Source organism: Sinomonas terrae, from assembly GCF_022539255.1.
Taxonomy (GTDB): domain Bacteria; phylum Actinomycetota; class Actinomycetes; order Actinomycetales; family Micrococcaceae; genus Sinomonas; species Sinomonas terrae.
Window position 1 is genome coordinate 3983478 of record NZ_JAKZBV010000001.1, and the last position, 24446, is coordinate 4007923.

Genomic DNA, 24446 nt, shown 5'->3' on the forward strand with positions numbered 1-24446 from the left:
GGCTGCCGGCTACGGCACAGGGCGGCCGGCTACGGCCCAGGGCTGCCGGGCGGCACGGGGCTTGGGGTGGCCCCGACGCAGGCGAGCCCCCCGGGCGTCTGGTCTACCAGACCCGGATCCTTGAGGCCCGCGAAGCCGGGCAGGAGAATGAGGTCCACGCTCGAGTCGCCCCGCGAATCGAGGGTGAAGACGCTCCCGGGTACGTTGCGCTGGATCGTGAAGGCAGCCCCTTCGCCTGCCGGCCCGGACACGATGAGTGCGGGCGGCGCTCCGTCCGTCGTGGAGTTGGCGACCTTGCCGACGACGAACTTCCGCTGCTTAAGCTGGTCCGCGACGCTGCGCGCGAGACCCTCCTGGCCCGCGGCGTTGAGCACGTTCACGTGGACGGACGGCGGAGGAGCGTAGTCGAAAGGACCGGCAGGGCACCCCAACGTCGGCGCGGGCGAGGCGGCCTGCGGCGTGAGGACGATGCGGCCGGTCAGAATGGCCCAGGCTCCCGTCGAGCCGGCGACGACGAGGAGCAGCAGGAGCGTGAGCAAGACCCCGTGCCGGACCCTGCGCCAGTGGCTCCGCCGGCGTTCCTGCTCGTCTTGCTCCGCCTCGAACTGCGAACGCAGCTGCTCCCCGTCGATGACGTGGTGCCCGTGGTAGACGGTGAGGTCCTTGGGCTTGCGGCTCATGGCGGCCTCGGCTCAGGAGTCGAGGTCGAGAACGCGGGCGTGGATGGCCGTGCGCTGGTGAAGGGCCGTCCGCAGGGCGCGATGGAGTCCGTCCTCGAGGTACAGGACCCCTTGGTACTGGACGACGTGCGGGAAGAGGTCGCCGAAGAAGGTCGAGTCCTCGGCGAGGAGGGCCTCGAGGTCCAAGGTGCGCTTGGTGGTGACGAGCTCGTCGAGCCGCACGGGACGCGGCGGGAGGGCAGCCCAGTCCTTGGGGGTGTGGTACCCATGGTCCGGGTAGGGGCGGCCGTCCCCCACAGCTTTGAAGATCACGCGACTAGCGTAGACAGGCGCTCGTCTAAGCGTCATGCAGCATGCGGCGCCCCTCAGGGATTGTGGCCGAACGGTTACGGATCGCTTCGGCACGGCCGCGAACGACGCCGATTTGCCGCCGTCGTTCGTCGCGTTCCTTGCTGGCGCCAGTCGCGGTGCTGCGCCTGAAAGAATGGGAGGCATGGATCTCCGACCCCCTTTTGCCCTCCTGCTCGACGTCGACGGCCCGATCGCGAGCCCGGTGAGCCGCTCCGTCAAGCCCGAGATCATCTCGCTCCTGCTCGAGCTCGGCGAGGCCGGGATTCCGCTCGTCTTCAACACGGGGCGGTCGGACGCCTTCATCGCGGGGCAGGTGATGGAGCCGATGCTGGCCGAGGGGATGCCGTCCTCGCTCACGGTGCATGCGATCTGCGAGAAAGGGGCCACATGGTTCTCGTTCTCGGGGGCCACAGCCACGCCGGTCCGCGTGGACCGCGAGCTCGCCGTCCCTGTCGGCTTCGCGGACGAGGTCCGCCGCCTCGTCGAGGAGAAGTACGCGGACTACATGTTCTTCGACGAGACCAAGCGGGCGATGGTCTCGGTCGAGCAGCGCATTGATGTGGCCAACAGCGAATACCGCGCCGTCCAGGAGCACTTCGACGCGGATGCGATGGCGATCATGGGCCGTCTCGGGCTCGGCGCCGTGCGGCTCGACCACCACCTTCCGGGCCAAGACGACACGGTCGACTACCGCGTCGATCCGACGATCATCTCAACGGACATCGAGTCGGTCCGGCTCGGCAAGGACCTGGGAGCGAGCCGCGCGTGCGAGCTCCTGCGGCGCGACGGGATCGTGCCGGACGCGTGGTTCACGATGGGCGATTCTCGGACCGACTACGCGATGGCCGACTGGCTCCACCACAACGACCACGAAGTCTCCCACGTTGACGTCCGCCCCGAGGACGGCGTCCCGGAGAAGCCGTACGAGATCCTCACGGCGGGATATCTCGGGCTCGGTCCCGAGGTCATCCACGACGACGCCGGGCTCGCCTTCCTGCGCGAGTGGCGCCACACGGTTCTCGCCAAGCGCTAGCCGAAGCCAGCCGACGGCCAGCCCGAAGCGGCACTAGCGTGTGGCGGTCGGTGTCGGGGTAGGTGTCGCTGTCGCCGTTGGCGTCGGAGTCGAAGTCGCCGTCGCCGACGTGGCCGACGACGTCGGGCTCGGTGACGGTGAGAGGTCGGCCGTCGCGGTGGGCGACGGTGTTGGGCTCGGCGTCCGTGTCGGGCTCGGCGTCGGTGTCGGGCTCGGCGTCGGCGACGGGGTTGGTGTGGGCGTCGGGCTCGCTGTGGGCTTGGGGCTTGCCGTGGCGCTAGGGGCCGCGGACGACGACGGGCTGGTTGAGGTCGACTTCGACGTGGGGGTCGGGCTCGAGGCCGGCGCTGCACCGGCCGAGTGGCTGGGTGTGGGGGCTGCGGTTGGGCCGGGAGCGGTCGGCTTGGGTGCCGGCGCCTTCTGGATCGTCTCTCCGGGGGCTGGCTCGTCGAGGGTCGTCGGGACGCTCCAGTTCTGACTCGCCGGGGTCTGCCCACCCTTGGGCGTGTAATCGGTGAGGGTGAGATTCATGACCGGGTCTGTCTGCTTGATCGCTATGTACGTCCACTTCATGGGGTCCTCGTAGACCCCATTGACGTGGGTCTCGAAGTGGAGGTGAGGGCCCGTCGCGCTGCCCGTATGGCCCACGAGACCGACAACCTGACTCGGCTGCACCGTGTCCCCTGCCTTCACGGCGCAGGCGTGCATGTGGTTGTAAGTGGTGACGAGGCCGTTGCCGTGGTTGACCTCGACCCGATTCCCACCGCCCCAGGGGTGCCAACCAGCAGCCTGAACGAAGCCGGCGTCGGCCGCGTAGACGCGCGTGCCCTCCGCAGCCGCGAAGTCCTGGCCCCAATGGAACTCGCCCGGCTGGCCCGTCAGGGGGTTGATCCGGTAGCCGAAGGGCGAGGTGGCGACGAGGGTTTCGAGCGGAGCGTACAGCTGCCCTTTGGCGGGTCGCGGAAGGTCTGCTGAGGCGACCATGACGGTGCCAGAGTGTGTGCCTGCGGGGATCGAGCTGACGCCCGGGCGGTCGAAGGCGAGGGTGGCCTTCGGATCGGCGCGCACCGTGTCGGAGCTCCCCGAATCCGCAAAGGCGGCGTTGGCTCCGCAAACGGCACAGGCTATCGGGATGAGCAGGCCTACAAAGCCTCGACGACCGATCTGACGTCCTGCACCGGTTTGCTGCTCCACGTGACTCCCCAATCAGTCATGCGTTTTTCGGCATGATCTATCCAAGTAAATTCGCGCCGAATGGCTCCATTGTTAGCTACACAGAGCGATCCCGCTAGATGTTGACAGAGTCACACAGCGCTTCGACAGCTTGTCAAGAAAGTAGGAGCGGGAAGAGCAGATCTGCGCCAGACGATGGGCATGAAGGGGTTCGAGGCGAAGCGTCCCTTATCGCGAGGACGGCTTCTGGCCGTCAGGACGCCCTGAAGAGGGCTTCTCCGCGAAAGGGCGTTTGCCACGAAAAAGGCCCCGGAATCGCAACGATTCCGGGGCCGATTCGGCGGAGGATGGGGGATTTGAACCCCCGAGGGCGTGAACCCAACACGCGTTCCAGGCGTGCGCCATAGGCCGCTAGGCGAATCCTCCAGATTGCCCCGCTCACAGCCGCGCCCGTTCGAGCGCCCCTGTGCAGAGCAGACTCTAGAATACCCGAGGTTGCCGGAAGCTCCGAATCGGCCCGTGCGAGACTTTGCGGCATGGAGGAGTTCGACTGCCTTGTCGTCTACGTCCCGACCGCCGACGCTGACGGTCTCCGAAGCGCGCTCGCTGAGGCGGGCGCGGGTCGCCTCGGGAACTACGCGGCGTGCAGCTTCAGCGTCGACGGAATGGGCCGCTTTACTCCCCTCGACGGAGCAGAGCCGGCGATCGGAAGCGTCGGCGAGCCGGAGCAGGTTCCCGAGACCCGGATCGAGGCGATCTACCCGCGGCGAGAGCGGAACGTGATCGTCCGGGCGCTGATCGCGGCACACCCGTACGAGACGCCGGCCTTCATGACCTTTCCGGTGGACATCAGCCTCCCATCGGAAGCCTGACCGCGAAACACGCCCCGCCTTCCGGAGCCCTTCCGGCCACGAGCTGGCCTCCGAGCCGGCCCGCAAGGCGCTGCGCGATCGAGAGCCCGAGCCCCGTTCCCACCGGCCGCTCCCCCCGATAGCGCGAATGAAGCGCCCCGCGCTCGAAAGCGTGGGCGAGGTCGTCCTCACTCAGCCCAGGGCCGCCGTCGCGCACTTCGAGGACGACGGCGGTCCCCTCCCGCCGCCCGGCAAGCACCACGGGCGCTCCGGCGGGAACCACCCGGAGCGCGTTCTCGACAAGGCCGTCGAGGAGCTGCCGGAGGCGGCGCGCGTCCGTCACGACGGGAAGCGGCCCCGGCACCTCGATGCGCAGCACCACGCCTGCAGAGCCGGCCACGCCACGCCACGCCTCGACGACGGCGGGCAGGATGGCCGCCGCGTCGACGGGCTGGAGGTCCACCCTGAAGTCGTCGGCCTCGAGGCGGGCGAGTTCGAGAAGATCGCTCACGAAGTGGTCGAGCCGGCCGGCCTCGGCGCCGAGGGTCTGGCCCACGCGAGGGATGTCCTCGCCCGGGATCATTCCGTCCGCGAGCGCCTCGGCGTAGCCGCGGAGGGCCGTGAGCGGCGTCCGCATCTCGTGCGAGACGGAGAGCAGGAATTCGCGCTGCCTGCCTTCGCTCGCGGCGAGCGAGGCGTCCAACGCCCCGAGCGCGTGGGCGACCTGCTCGACCTCCGCTGGCCCCCCGCCGTCGACCGCCACACCGCGTTCGCCACCCGCGAGCCGCCGCGCAGCTCCGGCGACATGCACGAGCGGCCGTGCCACCCAACTGGCCACAAGCGCGCCCCCCGCGACCGCGCACGCGAAGCCGATGAGCAGAGCCCAGAGGAGCCGGGTCACGAGCGGGCCCGCCGCCTGATTCACGGCCGAGACCGGTTCGACGAGCACAAGCCCGCCCCCGCCCGAGAGCGGCCGGGCCTCGACGACGACCGGCGTCCCGCTCACGGTCTCGGTCTGCGAGAAGGACCCGCCCGAGAGGACTTTGGCGACCGCCGCCCGGCTCACGTACTTCCGGCCCGCCCCGCTCACGGTGCCGTCCGGATTCACGAGGGCGATGCGCCCGGCCTCGCCGACGGCGAGTTCACGGAGCGAGGCGAGATTGGTCACGGACCCGGATGCGCTCAGGGCTTGAGCCTGGCGCGCGAGGCTTGCGCGGGCTTGGTCGACGGCGGCGGAGCGGATGAGCTGGGCGCCGACGAGCCCTGCGACGAGCGTCGCCACCGCTGCCACGGCGACTGTCACGAGAGTCACGCGCGCGTAGAGCGACCGCAGCCACTTCCTCATCGCGCTTTCCTCACGTCCCGGCCCCGCCTTCGGCCGAGGCGCTGTAGCCGACGCCGCGCGTCGTCCTGAGCGGGCTCGCCTCGCCGAGCTTCGCGCGCAGCTGCGCGATGTGGACGTCCACGGTCCGGCCGCCACCGTAATCGGCCTGGCCCCACACGGCCGAGAGGAGCTGCTCGCGGCTGAACACGCGCCCTGGCTGGCTCATGAGGTGCGCGAGCAGGTCGAATTCGAGTGCGGTGAGCTGCACCGGCTGGCCGTCGGCCTCGGCGGTGCGCCGGTCGAGGTCCAGCCGGACCTGGCCCAGAGTCAGGATGCGCGGCGCCTGCGGACCTGCCGCCCGACGGAGCACGCTGCGGACGCGGGCGACGAGCTCGCGCGGGGAGAACGGCTTGGTGAGGTAGTCGTCGGCGCCGAGTTCGAGGCCGAGGACGCGGTCCACCTCGTCGTCGCGGGCGGTCACGAAGATCACCGGCGTCCAGTCGTCGTCTTCGCGCAGACGGCGGCAGATTTCGACGCCGTCGATCCCCGGCAGGCCCACGTCCAAGACGATCGCAACCGGCCGCAGCTGCCGAATCCGCTGGAGCGCAGCAGCGCCGTCCCGCTCGACGTGCACCCCGAATCCCGCTCGGGCCAGATAGAGGCGTTCGAGGTCCGCGATGGCATGCTCGTCCTCGACCACGAGCACGAGCCCCCGCCCCTCGCCGGAGTTGTCCACGCCACCATTCAAGCGCACGACGACGCCGTGCATCGCGGGTGCGGCGGCTGGCTCGGGAGACTTTACATTCCTCGAACATGGGCCGAACACGTCCCTTGCGGTCCCCGGGCAGTATCGGACTGTAGCCCGGAACACCACCGGAGCAGCGCTCGTGGAAGGACACTGCTATGGACCGCAGAACAATTGAGGACACCGGAAGATTCGACGTTGCCGGCCGGAAGGCGCGCTCGCGCCGCTGGAAGGCGGGAGCTGCGTCAACGCTCGCGGCGGCCCTCCTCGCGGGCGGAGGCGTCGCCGTCGCCCTCGAAGCCCACCAGCAGCCGACGGCGGGAACAGCGGCTGCTTCGTCCGCGGCTGACGGCGGTGCGTCGCTCGCGAGCCTGACGTCGCTCGACGGGCTGAATGCCGACGTTGCTGCAGTCACATCCCCGGGCGGCCGGAACGACGTCGCCCAGCCGGCCGCCGTCGTCGCTCCCGTTGCGAACGCGACGCCGTCCCCGTCGTCGTCCGCCAAGGCCACGGCCCAGCACCCGGCGCGCGCTGCCCTGCGGCGCGTGCTCGCCGTCATCATCAGGCAGGACGGCTCGGCCCAGTACGGCCAGAACGCGCAGAAGGCGGCCCGCGCCGCCATCAACCGCTTCCCCGCCGCGTTCCGGCATCTGCCCGCCAAGATGCAGCAGGACGTCTGGACGCTCGCCGGCGCCCCGGCGGCCCAGGAGGTCGCGGACGCGCAGACCATCAAGGACAGCGCGCTCAACGGCGCCTACGGCGCGGCGGTGCAGAAGCTCGCTCAGGCCATCCAGAAGGCAGCCGCGAAGACTCCGACGCCGAGCACCCCGGCTCCGAGCACCCCGGCTCCGGCAACTCCCGCGCCGAGCGCGACGACCGGGAGCTGACGAGCCGGTTCGAGGCACCCCTCGGACTCCGCTAAGATGGAACCCAGCCCCTCATGTGGCGTCATCCTGCTGAACTCCCCCAGGACCGGAAGGTAGCAAGGGTAGGTGGGCTCTGGCGGGTGCATGAGGGGCCTTTTCATACCTGTGGATAACCCGCTTCGGGTGTCGGTCCAGATTGGTAGGGTTTTCACCGTGAGTTCTCCGACTGCCCTCTACCGCCGGTATCGGCCGGACACGTTCCAAGACGTGATCGGGCAGGAGCACGTCACCGAGCCGCTCATGACGGCGCTCCGCAAGGACCGCGTCAACCACGCCTATCTCTTCTCCGGACCGCGCGGCTGCGGCAAGACGACATCGGCCCGCATCCTCGCCCGTTGCCTCAACTGCGAGAAGGGCCCGACGCCGGAGCCGTGCGGCGTGTGCCCCAGCTGCGTCGAGCTGGCGCGGGGCGGCTCCGGCTCGCTCGACGTGATCGAGATCGACGCCGCGAGCCACGGCGGCGTGGACGACGCGCGGGACCTCCGCGAGCGGGCGACGTTCGCCCCGGTGCGCGACCGCTACAAGATCTTCATCATCGACGAGGCCCACATGGTCACGTCGGCGGGCTTCAACGCGCTGCTCAAGATCGTCGAGGAGCCGCCCGAGCACATCAAGTTCATCTTTGCGACGACTGAGCCGGACAAGGTCATCGGGACCATCCGCTCGCGCACGCATCACTATCCCTTCCGGCTCGTGCCGCCCGAGCCGCTCATGGCGTACCTCGAGAAGCTGTGCGCCGAGGAGCACGTGGCTGTCGAGCCTGGCGTGCTCTCTTTGGTGGTCCGCGCGGGCGGTGGTTCCGTGCGCGACTCGCTCTCCGTGCTCGATCAGCTCATGGCCGGCGCGGGCGAGGGCGGGATCGACTACGAGCTCGCCGTGGCCCTTCTCGGGTACACGCACGCCGCGCTCCTGGACGACGTTGTGGACGCCGTCTCCGCGGGGGACTCGGGAACGGTCTTCCGCGCCGTCGACCGTGTCATCCAGACCGGCCACGACCCACGCCGGTTCGTCGAGGACCTTCTGGAGCGGTTCCGCGACCTCATCATCGTCCAGGCCCTCCCCGAGGCCGCCGAGGCGATTCTGCGCGGTGTTCCCGCCGACCAGCTCGCACGGATGCGCACGCAGGCCCAGTCGCTCGGGGCCGCGGAGCTCTCGCGGGCCGCGGACATCACGAACACGGCGTTCAACGAGATGACCGGTGCGACCTCTCCCCGCCTCCATCTCGAGCTTCTCTGCGCGCGGCTCATGCTCCCCGGCGCCGACAGCGACCACGGCCTGGCGGCCCGGCTGGATCGGCTCGAGCGGCGGCTCTCGTTCGAGCACGGTGCGGCCGAGGAGTCGGTTGCGGCCCCGGCGGCGGCGGTTGTGGCGCCCACGCCTGCTCCAGCCGCTCCTGCGCCCGCGGAGTCTGCTCCAGCCGCCCCTGCGCCCGCTTCACCCGTACCCGCTCCCGAGCCTGCGCCTACCGCGGACGCGCCTCATCCCGCCCTACCCGAGCCTGAGCCCGTCGCGGCTGCGCCCCGTCAGACCCGACCGGAGCCTGAACCGGCGCCCACGGCCGAGCAGCCGGCCCAGCGACCGCAGCCAGCGCAACGGGTCCATGCCGCACCGGCCCCGGAAGCCGCATCGGCTGCTTCGGTCCCGCAGACCTCGTCGGCTCCGCAGGAGGCAAGCCCGCAGGCAGGAACGACGAGTGGTGGCTCGGGCAGCGTCGAGATGTTCCGTCGCGCGTGGCCAGAGGTGTTGGAGGCGCTCACCGCGATCAAGCGCCTCACGTGGATTCTGGTGAGCCAGAACGCGAACGTCGCGGGCTTCGATGGGAGGACGCTGACCCTCGCCTTTGCCAACTCGGGGTCCGTCAACTCGTTCTCGCGCGGTGACCATCCGGACAACGTGCGTCGAGCGGTGCAGCAGGTTCTCGGCGTCGACGTCCAGATCGATGCCACGACGGGCGGAAACGGTCCCGTTCCCGCCGGTGTGAGGGGAGCTGAGCCGGGCCCAAAAGCACCGGCTGACAGTCCGCGGGGGTCCCGTGCGCCTGAAGCAGTTGGCGTACCCGAAACAGTTGGCGTACCCGAAACAGTTCGCGTACCCGAAACAGTTCGCGTACCCGAAACGGTTCGCGTACCCGAAACAGTTCGCGTACCCGAAGCTGGTCGTGCCGGCGCACCAGCGTCGTCGCCAGCAGCGTCTGCCAATCCGCCCGCCCCTACGGCCGCGGACATTGCGTGGGGGCTCGCCCCGGCGCCGGCGGGAGCACCTACCGCTCCCGCCTCGCCTGGGCAGCGCGACACCGCCGAGACGAACCCCGACCGGGCAGTTGGCGTACCCGAAACGAACCCCAACCGGGCAGTTGGCGCACCCGAAACCAACCCCAGCCCGGCAGTTGGCGCACCCGAAACCAAGCCCGACCGGGGGCGGGCGTCCGATGACCCATACGCGGACATCCCCTATGACGACGAGGAGCCAGCGGCAGATTGGGACGAGCCGCTGCCGGAAGACGAGGGGTCGGGTCGTCCGTCGAGTCGCCGGCCCAGCCGCCCGTCCAGCCCGGGGGAGGCTCAGTCCGCAGCGCCGGTTACGAGCGAGCCGAGCCGCGATCCCTGGGCCTACGCGAGAGAATCCTCGCCCGGTGTCTGGTCAGTCGGGAGCGAGCCGAACACCGGTGCGGTCCCCCAACAGGCGACGCCGCCCTCGCAGCGGGACGCCCCGCCGTCGTACGCCCCCGCGGCCGCGCAGCCGCCCTCAGCGCCGGAGCGCCCCGTACCGCCGGAACGCCCTGCACCCTTGGAACAGCGCGCACCCGCCGAACGGCCCGCGCCCCCTCGCCCCACCTCGACTCAGCCACCCCGGCCCGGCCAGCCTGAACGCCCAGCGGACGACGTCGGCCAGAACCTGAGCATGTACCAGCGGCTTTCGCGGCGGGCAGCGCAGCAAGCGCAGGAGCAGGCCAACGCACAGGCGGCGAGTGTCCGGACGCAGCCGGTCGTGGAGGACATCCCGAGCGCGGACGACGAAACGGTCGAGGCGTCCGGGGTGTTCGGTCGCGCCGCGGTCGAGCGGATCCTCGGCGGGAAGCTCCTCGAGGAGCGGTCGCTCGACGGCACGGTCCTCCCGCCTCGCTAGTAGCCGCGCTTGGGCGAGACCCGGAGGCGGTAGCGTAGTGGGGTGTATGAAGGCGCAGTCCAGGATCTGATCGACGAGCTCGGCAGGCTCCCCGGCATCGGACCGAAATCCGCTCAGCGGCTCGCCTTCCACATTCTCGAGGCGGACGCCGACGACATGAAGCGGCTCGTCGCCGCGATCACCACCGTCAAGGAACGCGTCAAGTTCTGCCAGATCTGCGGCAACGTCTCGGAGCAGGAGACGTGCTCGATCTGCCGCGATCCCCGCCGGGATCCGAGCGTCATCTGCGTCGTCGAGGAATCGAAGGACGTGGTGGCGGTCGAACGCACTCGCGCCTTCCGCGGCCGCTACCACGTGCTCGGCGGGGCGATCAACCCCATAGCGGGAATCGGGCCGGACCAGCTGCGCATCCGCGAGCTCCTCGGCCGCCTGAATGACGATGCCGTCACCGAGATCATCATCGCGACAAACCCCAACCTCGAGGGCGAGGCGACGTCCACCTATCTCGCACGGATGCTGCAGAGCATCGGCATCAAGGTGACCCGCCTCGCCTCAGGGCTCCCCGTCGGCGGCGACCTCGAGTACGCCGATGAGATCACGCTCGGACGGGCCTTCGAGGGCAGGCGCAGCGCGATCGGATAGCCACCGCAGATGACTCCAGATGACGTGTGACAAAACATTACGACGCCATCTTGATGGGGAGCATGCTGGAGGCATGAGCACACCACGCACTTCCGTGCCCATCCTCGACCTCGCGACCGCGAAGGACGAGAACGGGCAGTTCACGCCAGACTTCCTCGATGCCCTGCGCGACGCCGCCCACAACGTCGGCTTCTTCCAAGTGGTCGGCTACGGGGGCCGCGCGGGCCAGGACCAGGAGCTCCTCGACACGGTCGCGGAATTCTTCCGCCTCCCCCTCGAGGACCGCCTCGCGCTGGACAACCGCTCGTCCGCCCAGTTCCGCGGGTACACGCGGCTCGGCACCGAGGTGACCCAGGGCCGCGCCGACTCCCGTGAGCAGATCGACTACGGACCCGATCGCGAGCCCCTCGCCGACGTTCCGAAGGATCAGGCCTACCTGCGGCTGCAGGGCCACAATCAGTGGCCGGCGGGGTACCCCGAACTCGAGAAGGCAGCGATGGAATGGGCGGAGCTCATGTCCCGGGTAGGAGCTGAGCTGCTTGCCGGGATCTCGGTCGCCATCGGGCTCCCCGAGGACTACTTCGACGAGAAGTTCTCGGGTACCCCGGCATGGATGGGCAAGCTCGTGCACTACGTGGGCGGCGGCGTCGTCCCCGAGGCAGGCAACCAGGGCGTTGGCTCGCACGCGGACTACGGCTTCGTGACCCTGCTGCTCCAGGATTCTGTGGGCGGCCTCGAGGTCAAGCCCTACGGCCAGGACGAATGGATCGACGTGCCGCCGACGCCCGGCGCGCTCGTCGTCAACCTCGGCGAAATGCTCGAGGTCGCGACGGACGGCTACCTCATGGCGACCATCCACCGCGTCACGGCGCCGCCCGCCGACGTCGACCGCTACTCGGTGCCATTCTTCTGGTCGCCGCGCCTCGACGCGGTGATCGACAAGGTCGAACTGCCCGCCGAACTCGCCGCCGAGGCGAGAGGCGTCTCGGACGACCCCGACAACCCGATGCTCTCCACCTATGGTGAGAACGTCCTGAAGGGTTGGCTCCGGGCACACCCCGAGACCGCGCGGCTGCACTACCCGGAGCTGGTCGGCTGACGTCACAGTAGGCATGGGCATGCGGGCGTGGCGATAGAATGTTCCGCGAATCTCTGTCGCTTCCTACATCACCTGTGAGTGTGCCCGCATGTCCTTGCCGCCTGTGCTGCCCGCCAAGCAACTTGTCGTCCAGAAGTTCGGCGGTTCGTCCGTCGCGGACGCGGCGGGCGTCAAGCGGGTTGCGAAGCGGGTCGTGGACTATCACGAGGCGGGGCATGAGGTCGTCGTCGTCGTCTCCGCCATGGGCGACACGACCGACGAACTCCTGGACCTCGCCGCCGAGATCACGGACAGCGCGCCCGCACGGGAGATGGACATGCTGCTCTCCGCCGGCGAGCGCATGTCCATGGCACTCCTCGCGATGGCCATCAACAAGCTCGGCCACAAGGCGCAGTCGTTCACGGGCTCGCAGGCGGGCATGATCACGGACGGGACGCACGGCAAGGCGCGGATCATCGACGTCGACCCACACCGCATCCGCACCTCCCTCGACAAGGGGAACATCGCCATCGTCGCCGGCTTCCAGGGCATGAGCCGCGAGAGCCAGGACATCACGACGCTCGGCCGGGGCGGCTCGGACACGACGGCGGTCGCGCTCGCCGCGGCGCTCGAGGCGGACGTGTGCGAGATCTACACGGATGTCGACGGCGTCTACACCGCGGATCCACGCGTGGTTCCCTCCGCCAGGAAGATCGAGACGATCTCCAGCGAGGAGATGCTCGAGCTCGCCGCCTCGGGCGCCAAGATCCTTCACCTGCGCTGCGTCGAATACGCGCGCCGCTTCGGGGTTCCGCTGCACGTGCGGTCCTCGTTCAGCCACAACGAGGGGACGTGGGTGCTGCCCTCCCCCGAGGACAAGTTCACGATCAGCGAGGGAGTCGCCTTGGAACAGCCCATCATCTCCGGCGTCGCACACGACCGCTCCGAGGCCAAGGTCACCGTGGTCGGCGTCCCGGATATCCCGGGCAAGGCAGCCGCGATCTTCCAGGTCATCGCGAAGGCGAACTCGAACATCGACATGATCGTGCAGAACGTCTCGACCTTCGGGCGGGGCAAGACGGACATCTCGTTCACGCTGCCGATCGTCGAGGGCGCGAACGCCCTCAACGCGCTCAAGGCTTCCCAGGATGAGATCGGCTTCGAGGACATCGAGTACAACGCGGAGATCGGCAAGCTCTCGCTCATCGGAGCTGGCATGCGCTCACACCCGGGCGTCTCGGCCACGTTCTTCAAGGCTCTTTCCGATGCGGGAATCAACATCGACATGATCTCGACGTCGGAGATCCGCATCTCGGTTGTGACGCGCGCGGACCTGCTCGACGCCGCCGTCCGGGCGATCCACACCGCCTTCGACCTTGACGTCGACACACAGGCGACGGTCTACGGCGGCACCGGGCGCTAGGAGCGCCTCCCCAAACCCGAGTAAACGGACGAGACCGCAGGGGGTGACCTGCGGTCTCGTTCCGTTTGCTGTGGCCTCGATGATCAGGGCCTCAATGATGTTCTTTTCGCACCGCGTAGTGATGGCCCTCTGAGTCTTCGACGACTTCGAAACCGCGGAGGTCTTCCTCCGACGCCTCCTCGAACTCGTCGTGCCTGTGGACCACGGGGGAATTGATGTCTCCGCGGTGTGGCTGAACCAGGATCTTCACCGCTTGGTCGGTCGCGTGCATGAACTTGTCGAGGACGTGGTGCTCATGCACTTTCGGCGTCTCGGCCTTCTTCTCTTGCGAATCGGGCATGTTTTCACCCCCTTCCGCTGCCGGCCATTCTACGCTCGCCGTGATCTGCGTCTCAGGGATGAATGCAGGAAATGCTCAGCGCAGGGAACGGTCTGTGGGGTCCTTAGACACGACGTAGGTGCTGCCGTCCGGCCGCGTGATGGTCTCCCATTGCTGGGCCTCGGCCTCGCGCTGGACGAGGAGGGCCTTGTTCGCTGCTGTCATATCGCCCTGAGTCGTGCCGCGGTGCGCGGGGCCGAAGAAGTAGCGGAGCTTGCCGGTGGTGCGCATGAACCGCTGGGCGAAGTTTTCGTCAGCCATGATCCCTTCCTTCTTCCATGCACAATGCCTATCCATAGTACCCTGACTATTAGCGCACTAATCGTCAAGAGCCCAGTGGAGGAACCGTGAGCACATCGATTGAGCAGCACGCGGACGCCACCGTGCTCAGTGAAGAGTTTGCGCCCCAAGACGACCTTCTCCTCGAGCGGCAGCTGTGCTTCGCGCTGAGCGTCGCGAGCCGGAGCGTCGTGGCTGCCTACCGGCCAGTGCTGGAACCGATGGGCCTCACCCACCCGCAGTACCTCGTGATGCTCGCCCTCTGGGAGCGGAGTCCGCGCACTGTGCGGGACGTGAGCGACGCCCTCCTCCTCGAGCCTGCGACCATGACCCCCCTCCTCAAGCGCCTCGAGGAGGCCGGGCTGGTCACCCGGTCACGTCAGGCCGGCAACGAGCGGGCCCTCGACGTCGCTCTCACACCGGCGGGCAGGGCGCTCCGCGAGAAGGCTCTCGCCGTTCCGGGAACGATGATGAACCGCCTTCGTATCACTCGCGGGGAAGCCGAGGATCTCCACGGGTCGATGATGAAACTCATCGCCGCGGCCCAGGCAAGCAGAGAAGGGGATTCGGCCAAGCGCGGTTGAAGTTCCCTTCGCCGTCCTTCCCCAACTACCCGGGCCGCCCTCCCCAACTTCCCGGCCCTCCTCCCCAACTACCGGCCCGCCCTCCCCAACTTCCCCGCCCTCCTCCCCAACTACCGGCCCGCCCTCCCCAAGTTCATTGACGACGGCGGCTCGACTCGCCGCAGAATCACTCGCCGCGCCGCGACTTGGAACCTAAGGCTGGGGAGCTCGGCAGTAAGCCTGGGGAGCTCGGTGGTAGAGCTGGGGAACCGGGGGCTAAAGCTGGGGAGCTCGGCAGTAAGCCTGGGGAGCTCGGTGGTACAGCTGGGGAACCGGGGGCTAAAGCTGGGGAGCTCGGCGCTGGAGTTGGGGAAAGTGGCACAGAAGCCGGGGAGGGCGGCCCTCGCCCCGGCTCCGAAACCCGGGGATAATGGATCGGTGCCTTTCCGCGACCTGGCCGCGCCCGCCGTCGTCCTCCCCCGCCGTGTCCTCCAACAGGAGGAGTGGCTCCCGCGCGCTCAGGCGCACTCGGAGCGGGTGGCCCGCTTCGCCGAGCCGTTCGTTGCGCGACGGAACGCGCGGAAGAAGCACCCGGTCGAGGACTTCCTCTTCACTTACTACACGCACAAGCCCGGCCAACTCGGCCGCTGGCACCCGGGCGCCGGCGTCGTCCTCTGCGGCGAAGCGGCGGCTGAGCGGCTCGGCTGGAAGCACTATCGCGGGCTCACGGACGCAGAGCGGGAGGCGGCAGGTGTCGCGGGCGGCGGATGCGCGGTCGTGCTCGACGCCGAAGGCTACCTCCGCGAGCGCGAGGAGACGGTGCGCTTCTGCGACCTGATCCTGCGCGGGACGGCCGAGCGGCCAGCCCAGTTCGGCTGCTTCGGCCTGCACGAGTGGGCCATGGTGTATCACTCCGAGAAGTTCGGCATCCGCCACGAGTACCTTCCGCTCCGGCTCGGAGCCGAGGGCACGGACCGCGTCGTTGAGGACCACCGCATCCGGTGCACCCACTTCGACGCGTTCCGCTTCTACACCCCCGATGCCGCGCCTCGGAACGAGCTCCAGCCGACCCGCGAGACGCAGCGCGCGCTCGAGCAGCCCGGGTGCCTGCACGCGAACATGGACCTCTACAAGTGGGCGTACAAGCTGGGGCCGGCTGTTCCGGGCGAACTGCTCATGGACTGCTTCGAACTCGCGTGGCGCGTGCGGGAGATGGACATGCAGGCTTCGCCGTACGACCTTGCCGAATGGGGCTACGAGCCCATCCGCATCGAGACGGCCGCTGGCAAGGCCGAGTACGTCGAGAAGCAACGGGCCTTCGCCGCGGAGGCGGCGGCGCTGCGGGAGCGGTTGACGACGGCGATCGCACCCTTGACTGCGGCCCTCCCCTAGCCGACGAGTGACCACATCCTCCCCGACGAGTGGTCACATCTTCCCCGACGAGAGGCCAGATCTACGGGAAGTGGCCAGTCGTCGGGAGGGAAGTGGCCACTCGTCGGGAGGGAAGTGGCCAGTCGTCGTGTGGGTTGGAGGGCTTGGGGGTCAGAGGGCTTCGACGTAAAGCCAGCGGCCGCCCTCGCGCACGAACCTGGACGTTTCGCGCATGATTCCGCGGCCGTCGTCGTCCGCGTAATGAGCGGCGAACTCGACGATCCCGCGCTCGTCGAAGGGGCCGCCCGCCTCCGTGCGGACGACGTCGAGCCGTCGCCAGCGAGTGCTGGCGTCGAGTTCGAGGGCGGTCGGGCGGGTGGACGGATGCCAGGTAGCGAGGAGGTAGTCCTGCATCTCGGTGCCTCCTGTGGCGAACGCGCTGTAGCGCGAGCGCATGAGCGCCTCCGCAGTGGGCGCGACGGCGCCGAGGTGGAACCGGCTGCAGCAATCACCGTACGTGTCGCCGCTTCCGCAGGGGCAGCGTGCACCGGGATCGAGGGTCATGGGGCTACACTAGCGCCGCGATTCCAGCCCCATACCAGGGCTCCGGTAGAATCAGGTTGCAACTCCCCTCAATCACAGGAGCCCTTTGATGCCCCGGATCGTTGTCGATGTCATGCCGAAACCCGAGATTCTCGACCCGCAGGGGAAGGCAATCGTCGGGGCGCTCCCGCGGCTCGGGTTCACCGCGTTCAGCGGCGTGCGGCAGGGCAAGCGCTTCGAGCTTACCGTCGAGGGCCCGGTCACGGACCAGATCCTCGAGCAGGCGCGCGAAGCCGCTGCGACCATGCTGTCCAACCCGGTGATCGAGGACGTGGTGAACGTCGAGGTCCTGGACGAGACCGCGGCCGCAGCCGCTGAGGACGTTGCCGCCCCGACCGAGGCGGAGTGAGCATGAGCGAGACTCCTCTGATCGGTGATCTGGGCGAAACCCCCAGCGCGCCCCTCTCCGGTGCCCGCATCGGCGTCGTCACCTTCCCAGGAACCCTCGACGATCGCGATGCGGCTCGCGCGGTGAAGCTCGCCGGCGGAACGCCGGTTGCGCTGTGGCACGCGGACTCTGAATTGGGCGACGTCGACGCCGTCGTCCTCCCCGGCGGGTTCAGCTACGGCGACTACCTGCGCGCGGGGGCCATCGCCCGGTTCGCGCCGCTCATGGCCAAGATCGTCGATGCTGCAAACTCCGACGCGAAGCTCCCCGTCCTCGGAATCTGCAACGGCTTCCAGATCCTCACTGAGGCGCACCTGCTGCCCGGATCGATGGTCAAGAACGATCACCTCAAGTTCATCTGCCGTGACCAGACGCTGCGCGTTGAGAACAACCGGACGGCGTGGACCAACCAGTTCGAGGAGGGCCAGGAGATCACCGTGGTCCTCAAGAACCAGGACGGCCAGTACGTCGCGGACGAGAAGACGCTCGACGAGCTCGAGGGCGAGGGCCGCGTCGCGTTCCGCTACGTCGGCTGGAACCCGAACGGCTCGCGCCGCGGGATCGCGGGCATCACGAACGCGGCGGGGAACGTCGTCGGGCTCATGCCGCACCCCGAGCACGCCGTCGAGCCCGGCTTCGCCCCCCTCGGCGCCGACGGACACTACAGCACCGACGGACTCGGCTTCTTCGCGTCCGTCCTGAGCCAGCTGGTGGAAGCAAAATGAGCACGCAGACCACGCCCAAGTTCAACATCGACACGGTCGAGCACGCGGCCCAGACGCCGAACGTCGAGCTGCCGTGGGCCGAGCTCGGCCTCAAGCAGAACGAGTTCGAGGAGATCGTCAAGCTCCTCGGCCGCCGCCCCACCGCCGCCGAGCTCGCGATGTACTCGGTCATGTGGAGCGAGCACTGCTCCTACAAGTCCTCGAAGGTGCACCTCCGCCAGTTCGGCGAGAAGCTCACCGACGAGATGAAGAAGGACATGATGGTCGGCATCGGCGAGAACGCCGGTGTGACCAACCTCGGTGACGGCTGGGCCGTGACGTTCAAGGTCGAGTCCCACAACCACCCGTCGTTCGTCGAGCCATACCAGGGTGCGGCCACGGGCATCGGCGGCATTGTCCGCGACATCATCTCGATGGGCGCGCGCCCCGTGGCGGTCATGGACCCGCTGCGTTTCGGTGCGATCGATCACCCGGACACGCCGCGCCTCGTGCACGGCATCGTCTCGGGCATCGGCGGCTACGGCAACTCGCTCGGCCTGCCGAACATTGGCGGCGAGGTCGTTTTCGACTCGGTGTACCAGGCGAACCCGCTCGTGAACGCGCTCGCCGTCGGCGTCCTCCGTCACGAGGACCTGCGCCTCGCGAACGCCTCGGGCGTGGGTAACCGCGTCGTGCTGTTCGGCGCCCGCACGGGTGGCGACGGTATTGGCGGCGCCTCGGTCCTGGCGTCCGAATCCTTCGACGACACGAAGCCGTCGAAGCGCCCCGCCGTCCAGGTCGGCGACCCGTTCGCCGAGAAGGTGCTCATCGAGTGCTGCCTCGAGCTCTTCAAGCACTCGCTCGTCGAGGGCATCCAGGACCTCGGCGCGGCCGGCATTTCATGTGCGACGTCGGAGCTCGCCTCGAACGGCGACGGCGGCATGCGCGTGGAGCTGACGAACGTCCTCCTTCGCGACCCCACCCTGACCCCGGGCGAGATCCTCATGTCGGAGTCGCAGGAACGCATGATGGCGGTCGTGACGCCGGAGAACGTGGCCGAGTTCGAAAAGGTCATGGAGAAGTGGAACGTCGAGTTCTCGTGGCTCGGCGAGGTCACCGACTCGGGCCGTCTCGTCATCACGTGGGACGGCGAGACGATTGTCGACGTCGATCCCCGCACCGTTGCGCACGAGGGTCCGGTCTACAACCGGCCGTTCAATCGGCCAGAATGGCTCGACGGCGTCCAGAAGGACGGGTTCCGGGCGTCGGAGGCCGCGAAGTCGCTTCCCGCCTCCGGTGATGACCTCAAGGCCGCGATCCTCGAGCTCATGGCGTCGCCGAACATGTGCGACAAGTCCTGGGTCACGAAGCAGTACGACAGCTACGTGGGCGGCAACACGACGCTCGCCTCCCCCGACGACGCCGGCGTGATCCGCGTCGACGAGGAGTCCGGGCTCGGCGTCGCCATCTCGACCGACGCCAACGGCCGCTACGCCTACCTCGATCCGTACACCGGCGCGCAGCTCGCGCTTGCGGAGTCGTACCGGAACGTCGCGACCTCCGGCGCCGTCCCCATGGCCGTCACCGACTGCCTCAACTTCGGCTCGCCCGAGGACCCCGAGGTCATGTGGCAGTTCGCCGAGGCTGTGCGCGGCCTCGCCGACGCCTGCCAAACCCTCGGCATTCCTGTCACCGGCGGCAACGTCTCGCTCTACAACCAGACGGGCACGACGGCGATCCACCCCACCCCGGTGGTCGGCGTCCTGGGCAAGTTCGACGACGTCGCCCGCCGCACGCCGTCGGGCTGGCAGCAGAACGCGGACGGTCAGGCGATCTACCTCCTCGGGACGACGCGCGACGAGCTCGACGGCTCCGAGTTCGCGAACCTGCGCGGGCACCTCGGCGGACTCCCGCCGAAGCTCGATCTTGAAGCGGAGAAGACGCTCGGGGCGATCCTCATCAACGCCTCGCGCGACGGCATGGTCGACTCCGCGCACGATCTCTCCGAGGGAGGCCTCGCCGCAGCCCTGTCCGAGATGGTGCTGCGCTTCGGCGTCGGCGCCCGCGTGGCGCTCGATGACCTCTGCGAGCGCGACGGGATCGATGCCTTCACCGCGCTGTTCTCGGAGTCGCAGGCGCGCGCCGTCGTCGCCGTCCCCCGCTCGGAGGAGGTGCGCTTCAACGACATGGCCGCCGCCCGCCAGTTCCCGGTGGTGCGCCTCGGCGTCGTCGACGTCCTCGCGACCTCCCTTGAGGTGCAGGGCCTCTTCGACCTGCCGATCGCTGAGCTCCGCGAGGCCCACGAGGGAACGCTGCCGAAGTACTTCGGCTAGACCCATGCGAGGCTGAAATGCCCCGCCTTCTGGACTTCTCCCCCCGCTGTAGCGGCGGGCGCGGTCCGAAAGGCGGGGCTTTCTCGTAGGAGCGACGGCGGCGATGGTGCTCGGGATCCTCGGCCTTGCCCTCGGGAGCCCAAACCGGCGGGCGATCGCCGGATTCGTCCTTGGCTGCGTCCAGTTCGTGCTGCTCTTCTTCGGCTACGGGGTCCTGTGGTGAGGCCTTAGTCCTCGCTGTGGAGTTCCCTCCGGCGGGCGCTCAGGAGGTCGACCTCCGGGCGCCCTGCCACGAAGCGTTCGACGGCGTCGAGCACCTCGACAGCGTGCGCGCGATCCGCCGACACCAGGGCGGCGCCGATCGAGGCCCGTCTGTGGAGATCCTGACTGCCCACCTCGGCGGCCGAGACCTCGAACCGCCGCCTGAGCTCGCCGACGATGGGGCGGACGACGGCGCGTTTCTCCTTGAGCGAGTGCACGTCGCCGAGGAGGATGTCGAACTCGATCCACGCGATCCACATGCGGCCATTCTTCCCTTGCGGGGCGGAGTTGGCGTACCCGAAACAGCTAGGGCGGTGAGTTGGCGTACCCGAAACAACCAGGGCGGTGAGTTGGCGTACCCGAAACAGCTAGGGGTTAGAGGACGCCGAGGCGGGCCAGACGGCGTCGGGCCGCGGCCTCGCTCGGTCCGGTGGTGCCGAGCGCGAGGCCGACGACGCCGAGCGTCACCTGCGCGGCCTGCCGAGGCGGGAGCAGGCTCCGGCGCAGCGACGAGCGGTCCATGCCGAGCAGCTCGAGGGAGCGGTCCGGCATAGAGTCGACGGCGGCGGCGAAAAGCCTGCGGTACCCGGCCACGAGCAGCGGGTCAAGCGGCAGGTTCCGGAGAAAGCCGACCACCTCGTCAAGGTGCGCGCTGTGGGTGAGGCGCACGCCGTCGTCGTACGCTGCTAACTGTTCACGCAGGGCGGCCGCGGACCGCGGCGGCTCCGCGACTCCCATGAGTTCGCCGGCCACGGCCCACTCGCGGACGTACTGATCCGCCAAACCGGCAGGCAGGGGTCCATGGACGTATTCGTACGCTCCGAGGAACGCGTCCGTGAACGCAAGATGCACCCAGGCGAGGAGCTCGGGATCGTTCGCTGAGTAGTCCCGCTCCGTCCCACGGCCGTCGACGTACCGGCCCACGACCGGCTCGTGCCGGCGCCGCACGTGCTCACAGGCGCGGCGCGCCGCGGCCGTGTCGCCATAGGTGACCGTGAAGACCCACCGGATGGTGTGCGCGATCCGCGCGAGCGGCTCGTCCTGATAGTACGAATGGTCGACGACGCCGGCGAGCACCCCGGGATGCAGGGCCTGGGTGAGGAGCGCGCGGATCCCGCCGATTATGGGGGTCATGCCGCCGTGCACTCGCCAAGTGACGGAGTCGGGCGCGAAGTAGCCCGCGTCCTCGCCGTCCTCAAGCGCGAGCTCCCACGCCGGGATGCCCTCCGACTGGCCGGAGAAAGTGAAGCTCAGACGGCGGCGAAGCGGCGAAAGAACATCAATGCTCACCTATCAAGCGTCGCGCACGCAGCTCACGCGGGCAACGCCGTTCCGCGCCGGGACGAGGGCGCCCTCGTCCCGGCTGCGGGCGGTGGGGCTATTTGCCCCAGTAGACGTGATTGGTCAGGGGACGGAAGCTCTCCGGATCCGAGACGCTCACTGCCTCGCCGATCAGGATCACGTGGTCCCCCGCGTCCACCCGCTGCCAGAGCCGACACTCGATGCGCGGGACCTCAGCGGCCACGATGGGCGAGCCCAGCACGCCCGGCTCCCAGGCCAGTCCCGCAAACTTCTCCGTCCCCTTCGCCACGAATCGCTGCACGAGCTCGCGGTCCGACTCGGACAGGATGTGCACGGCGAAGTTGTCGGTCGTGTTCCACACATCGAATGACGACGAACGCTTGTCCACGGCCCATGAGACGAGGGCGGGCTCGAGGCTGACCGACGTGAACGAGTTGCTCACGAGGCCTGCCAAGGTGCCTTCGCTCTGGGTCGTGATGACCGAGATGCCCGTGGCCCAATGCCCCATGGCGCGGCGAAGTTCCGCCCCGGTGACGGCCTGGCCCACGGATGTGATGGTCATGGCGTTCCTCCAGCAATCGGCCGGACACCCGCTTCCGGGCGCCGTACTTGCCGCGGACGTTCGCCGCGACCGGATCCTCATCTGGGGCACCCCACTACGGGAGAGGGTTGCCGCCCGGCCAGCCAGAGCTTTCCGCCGGGACTCTTGATCCTGTTATTCAGCCTACGGAACGCTTCTTTGGGCAGTAAAGCGCGTCCGTAACACGGACACACAACTTAGTGGTCGTCCAGCCGTGACTTTGCGTGACGTTCTGTTGCGTGCGAGGCTTTGGCGGCTGGACTGCGGCGGGCGTTTAGTGGAGGCATCCCACCCTTCAAGGAGTTCCCTCATGACCGCTGCCACCCCTGATCGCATCGCCTTCTGGGAGGACGCCGCGCGTCGACTCGAGTGGGCCGAGCCGTGGCACACCGCGCATTCATGGACTCCCGCCGACCTCCGGGCGAGCACTCCCCCCGAGATCCGGTGGTTCGACGGCGGCAAGCTCAACGCCGCCGTGAACTGCGTGGACCGGCACGTCGCGGCGGGCCGCGGCGAGAAGGTCGCGCTGTGCTTCGAGGGCGAGCGGGGCGACCGGCTCACCGTGACGTATGCGGACCTCGAGCGGCGCGTGGCTCAGGCCGCCAACGCGCTCGAAGCGCTGGGCGTGCGGAAGGGGGATCGCGTCGTGGTCTATCTCCCGGTGCTCGTCGAGACGGTGGTGATCACGCTCGCCTGTGCGCGCATCGGCGCGGTGCATTCGCTCGTGTTCGGCGGCTTTTCCGCGGAGGCGCTGCGGTTCCGGGTCGAGGACACGGGGGCGAAGCTGCTCGTCACCACCGACGGCCAATTCCGACGCGGCCAAGCGGTGCCCGTCAAGGACAATGCGGACGCGGCCGTCCGCGGGGGTGCCGCGGCAAGGGACAACGCGATCGAGCACGTCCTCGTGATCCGCCGCACGGGCTCGGACATCGCATGGACGCCGGGGCGGGACGTGTGGTGGCACGAGCTCGTGGACGCCCAGCCGTCGGAGCACGAGGCCGAGGCGTTCGATGCCGAAACCCCGCTCTTCATCATGTACACCTCCGGGACGACGGGGAAGCCGAAGGGCCTCGTCCACACGACCGGCGGCTACCTTACGCAGGCGTCGTGGAGCCACGAGTTCCTGTTCTCCAATCCCGACCCGGCCCTCCGCGCCGCCGACGTCCACTGGTGCACCGCCGACCTCGCCTGGGTCACGGCCCACACCTACGAGATCTACGGCCCGCTCTCGAACGGTTTCACGCAGGTCATCTTCGAGGGCACGCCCAACACTCCGCATCCGGGGCGGCATTTCGAGATCATCCAGCGGTACGGCGTTACGAGCTACTACACGGCGCCGACCTTGGTGCGCTCGCTCATGGGCTGGTTCCCGGACGGCGTGCCCGCCGAGTACGACTTCTCCTCCATTCGGGTGCTCGGCACCGTGGGCGAGGCCGTGAACCCGGAGGCGTGGCGGTGGCTTCGCTCGAACCTGGGGCGCGACTCCGGCGGGGACGTTGCCGGCGGCGTCCCCATGGTCGACACGTGGTGGCAGTCCGAGACTGGCGCAACCGTGCTATCACCTCGGCCCACCGACGCGACGTTCAAGCCCGGGTGTGCTACAAGGGCGCTGCCGGGGCTCGCTACGGACATCGTGGACGACGACGGCGCCCGCGTCCCGCCCGGAGTCCAGGGCAACATCGTGGTCACCGAGAGCGGACCCGCGATGGCGCGGACGGTCTGGGGGAACCCGCGCCGCTGCCTCGACTCGTACTGGCGCAAGTACGCGGCGCAGGGCTGGTTCCTCGCAGGCGACGGGGCGAAGTTCGACGACGACGGCGACACCTGGATCCTCGGGCGCACCGATGACGTGCTCAACGTCTCGGGCCACCGCATGTCGACCATCGAGATCGAATCGGCGCTCGTCTCGCATCCAGCCGTCGTCGAAGCGGGCGTGTGCCCTGTCGCGGACGCTACGACCGGGCACGCCATCGCGGCCTTCGTCGTGCTCACGGCCGACGCCGCCACGAGCGAGAACGGCTCCGTCGCGGATGCATTGCGCGCCCACGTCGCGAAGGAGATCGGGCCGATCGCGAAGCCGCGCGACGTCGTCGTCGTTCCCGACGTCCCCAAGACGCGCTCCGGGAAGATCATGCGCCGGCTGCTCACGCAGCTCTTCGAGGGCAGCGCGCTCGGCGACACGACGAGCCTGCAGAACGAGCCGTGCATCGCCGAGATCGAGAAGGTCCTCGCGGCGCGCTGACCACTCGTGGGTCAGGATCTGGCCACTCGTGGGACAGGATCTGGCCGCTCGTGGGGTAAGAAGTGCCCACTCGTGGGGTAAGAAGTGCC

24 protein-coding genes, 1 tRNA gene, 1 other RNA gene and 1 riboswitch are annotated in these 24446 nt (G+C 68.9%); of the genes, 14 read left to right on the forward strand and 12 right to left on the reverse strand.

The window, feature by feature from the left end; translation table 11 throughout:
• Nucleotides 1–29 precede the first annotated feature (29 nt).
• Both L0M17_RS18405 and L0M17_RS18410 read right to left on the reverse strand, forming a co-directional pair.
• Nucleotides 30–680 (reverse strand): LytR C-terminal domain-containing protein, encoded by a 651-nt coding sequence (locus L0M17_RS18405; RefSeq protein WP_241055841.1) that lies wholly within the window; start codon nt 678–680, stop codon nt 30–32.
• A gap of 12 nt (nt 681–692) precedes the next feature.
• Entirely contained in the window at nt 693–992 is a 300-nt protein-coding gene (locus L0M17_RS18410; RefSeq protein ID WP_043122642.1) for a type II toxin-antitoxin system VapB family antitoxin, read from the reverse strand.
• A 181-nt stretch (nt 993–1173) separates the two neighbouring features.
• On the opposite strand from L0M17_RS18410, the gene L0M17_RS18415 reads away from it, so the two are divergent.
• Entirely contained in the window at nt 1174–2064 is an 891-nt protein-coding gene (locus tag L0M17_RS18415) for a Cof-type HAD-IIB family hydrolase (RefSeq protein ID WP_241055842.1), read from the forward strand.
• Nucleotides 2065–2097: 33 nt separating this feature from the next.
• Here the strand turns inward: L0M17_RS18415 and L0M17_RS22560 are convergent, their stop codons facing one another.
• Entirely contained in the window at nt 2098–3258 is a 1161-nt protein-coding gene (locus L0M17_RS22560; RefSeq protein ID WP_308196900.1) for a M23 family metallopeptidase, read from the reverse strand.
• A gap of 320 nt (nt 3259–3578) precedes the next feature.
• A tRNA-Ser gene (locus tag L0M17_RS18425) sits at nt 3579–3663 on the reverse strand.
• Between the two features lie 110 nt (nt 3664–3773).
• Between L0M17_RS18425 and L0M17_RS18430 the strand changes: the two genes are divergently transcribed.
• Entirely contained in the window at nt 3774–4109 is a 336-nt protein-coding gene (locus L0M17_RS18430) for a YqfO family protein (protein ID WP_241055843.1), read from the forward strand.
• Here L0M17_RS18430 and L0M17_RS18435 read toward each other — a convergent pair.
• Complete coding sequence (locus L0M17_RS18435) at nt 4087–5433, reverse strand: HAMP domain-containing sensor histidine kinase (protein ID WP_241055844.1); 1347 nt, start codon at nt 5431–5433, stop codon at nt 4087–4089. The genes L0M17_RS18430 and L0M17_RS18435 overlap by 23 nt on opposite strands.
• 10 nt (nt 5434–5443) lie before the next feature.
• Complete coding sequence (locus tag L0M17_RS18440) at nt 5444–6148, reverse strand: response regulator transcription factor (RefSeq protein WP_241055845.1); 705 nt, start codon at nt 6146–6148, stop codon at nt 5444–5446.
• 167 nt (nt 6149–6315) lie between these two features.
• Between L0M17_RS18440 and L0M17_RS18445 the strand changes: the two genes are divergently transcribed.
• The 6 genes from L0M17_RS18445 to L0M17_RS18470 all read left to right on the forward strand — a co-directional run bounded on the left by L0M17_RS18445 (nt 6316) and on the right by L0M17_RS18470 (nt 13352).
• Entirely contained in the window at nt 6316–7044 is a 729-nt protein-coding gene (locus L0M17_RS18445) for a hypothetical protein (RefSeq protein ID WP_241055846.1), read from the forward strand.
• A 42-nt stretch (nt 7045–7086) separates the two neighbouring features.
• Nucleotides 7087–7183, forward strand: an RNA gene (ffs, locus tag L0M17_RS18450) — signal recognition particle sRNA small type.
• Nucleotides 7184–7236: 53 nt separating this feature from the next.
• Entirely contained in the window at nt 7237–10209 is a 2973-nt protein-coding gene (locus L0M17_RS18455; protein ID WP_241055847.1) for a DNA polymerase III subunit gamma and tau, read from the forward strand.
• A 42-nt stretch (nt 10210–10251) separates the two neighbouring features.
• Complete coding sequence (recR, locus tag L0M17_RS18460) at nt 10252–10851, forward strand: recombination mediator RecR (protein ID WP_241055848.1); 600 nt, start codon at nt 10252–10254, stop codon at nt 10849–10851.
• 73 nt (nt 10852–10924) lie between these two features.
• Complete coding sequence (locus tag L0M17_RS18465) at nt 10925–11950, forward strand: isopenicillin N synthase family dioxygenase (RefSeq protein ID WP_241055849.1); 1026 nt, start codon at nt 10925–10927, stop codon at nt 11948–11950.
• 88 nt (nt 11951–12038) lie between these two features.
• Entirely contained in the window at nt 12039–13352 is a 1314-nt protein-coding gene (locus L0M17_RS18470) for an aspartate kinase (protein ID WP_241055850.1), read from the forward strand.
• Nucleotides 13353–13443: 91 nt separating this feature from the next.
• Here L0M17_RS18470 and L0M17_RS18475 read toward each other — a convergent pair whose 3' ends face one another.
• Together L0M17_RS18475 and L0M17_RS18480 are read right to left on the reverse strand one after the other, a co-directional pair.
• Nucleotides 13444–13692 carry a hypothetical protein gene (locus L0M17_RS18475; protein ID WP_372498041.1) on the reverse strand — a complete coding sequence of 83 codons (249 nt, stop codon included), beginning with the start codon at nt 13690–13692 and terminating at the stop codon, nt 13444–13446.
• Nucleotides 13693–13767: 75 nt separating this feature from the next.
• The gene (locus tag L0M17_RS18480; protein ID WP_241055851.1) at nt 13768–13992 is read right to left on the reverse strand and encodes a hypothetical protein; all 225 of its coding nucleotides are present in this window, start codon (nt 13990–13992) and stop codon (nt 13768–13770) included.
• An 86-nt stretch (nt 13993–14078) separates the two neighbouring features.
• Between L0M17_RS18480 and L0M17_RS18485 the strand changes: the two genes are divergently transcribed.
• Both L0M17_RS18485 and L0M17_RS18490 read left to right on the forward strand, forming a co-directional pair.
• Nucleotides 14079–14594, forward strand: coding sequence for a MarR family winged helix-turn-helix transcriptional regulator (locus L0M17_RS18485; RefSeq protein ID WP_372498042.1), 516 nt, complete (start codon nt 14079–14081; stop codon nt 14592–14594).
• Nucleotides 14595–15011: 417 nt separating this feature from the next.
• Nucleotides 15012–15965, forward strand: a complete 954-nt coding sequence (locus tag L0M17_RS18490) for a 3-methyladenine DNA glycosylase (RefSeq protein ID WP_372498043.1) — start codon at nt 15012–15014, stop codon at nt 15963–15965.
• A 150-nt stretch (nt 15966–16115) separates the two neighbouring features.
• Here L0M17_RS18490 and L0M17_RS18495 read toward each other — a convergent pair whose 3' ends face one another.
• Entirely contained in the window at nt 16116–16508 is a 393-nt protein-coding gene (locus L0M17_RS18495; RefSeq protein WP_241055852.1) for a YchJ family protein, read from the reverse strand.
• Nucleotides 16509–16596: 88 nt separating this feature from the next.
• Between L0M17_RS18495 and purS the strand changes: the two genes are divergently transcribed.
• The 3 genes from purS to purL are packed head-to-tail and all read left to right on the forward strand — an operon-like array spanning nt 16597 to nt 19972.
• The gene (purS, locus tag L0M17_RS18500; protein ID WP_241055853.1) at nt 16597–16896 is read left to right on the forward strand and encodes a phosphoribosylformylglycinamidine synthase subunit PurS; all 300 of its coding nucleotides are present in this window, start codon (nt 16597–16599) and stop codon (nt 16894–16896) included.
• 2 nt (nt 16897–16898) lie between these two features.
• Nucleotides 16899–17660 carry a phosphoribosylformylglycinamidine synthase subunit PurQ gene (gene purQ / locus L0M17_RS18505; RefSeq protein WP_241055854.1) on the forward strand — a complete coding sequence of 254 codons (762 nt, stop codon included), beginning with the start codon at nt 16899–16901 and terminating at the stop codon, nt 17658–17660.
• Nucleotides 17657–19972 (forward strand): phosphoribosylformylglycinamidine synthase subunit PurL, encoded by a 2316-nt coding sequence (purL, locus tag L0M17_RS18510; RefSeq protein WP_241055855.1) that lies wholly within the window; start codon nt 17657–17659, stop codon nt 19970–19972. The genes purQ and purL overlap by 4 nt, the downstream gene beginning before the upstream one ends.
• A 227-nt stretch (nt 19973–20199) precedes the next feature.
• Here purL and L0M17_RS18515 read toward each other — a convergent pair whose 3' ends face one another.
• The 3 genes from L0M17_RS18515 to L0M17_RS18525 form a co-directional block, all read right to left on the reverse strand.
• Nucleotides 20200–20493 (reverse strand): DUF503 domain-containing protein, encoded by a 294-nt coding sequence (locus L0M17_RS18515; RefSeq protein WP_241055856.1) that lies wholly within the window; start codon nt 20491–20493, stop codon nt 20200–20202.
• A 115-nt stretch (nt 20494–20608) separates the two neighbouring features.
• Nucleotides 20609–21523 carry an oxygenase MpaB family protein gene (locus L0M17_RS18520; protein WP_308196901.1) on the reverse strand — a complete coding sequence of 305 codons (915 nt, stop codon included), beginning with the start codon at nt 21521–21523 and terminating at the stop codon, nt 20609–20611.
• A gap of 88 nt (nt 21524–21611) precedes the next feature.
• Entirely contained in the window at nt 21612–22097 is a 486-nt protein-coding gene (locus tag L0M17_RS18525; RefSeq protein ID WP_241055857.1) for a flavin reductase family protein, read from the reverse strand.
• Between the two features lie 38 nt (nt 22098–22135).
• Nucleotides 22136–22247, reverse strand: a riboswitch (SAM riboswitch).
• Between the two features lie 145 nt (nt 22248–22392).
• Between L0M17_RS18525 and acs the strand changes: the two genes are divergently transcribed.
• Entirely contained in the window at nt 22393–24357 is a 1965-nt protein-coding gene (gene acs, locus L0M17_RS18530; protein WP_308196902.1) for an acetate--CoA ligase, read from the forward strand.
• The last annotated feature ends 89 nt before the right edge of the window (nt 24358–24446 follow it).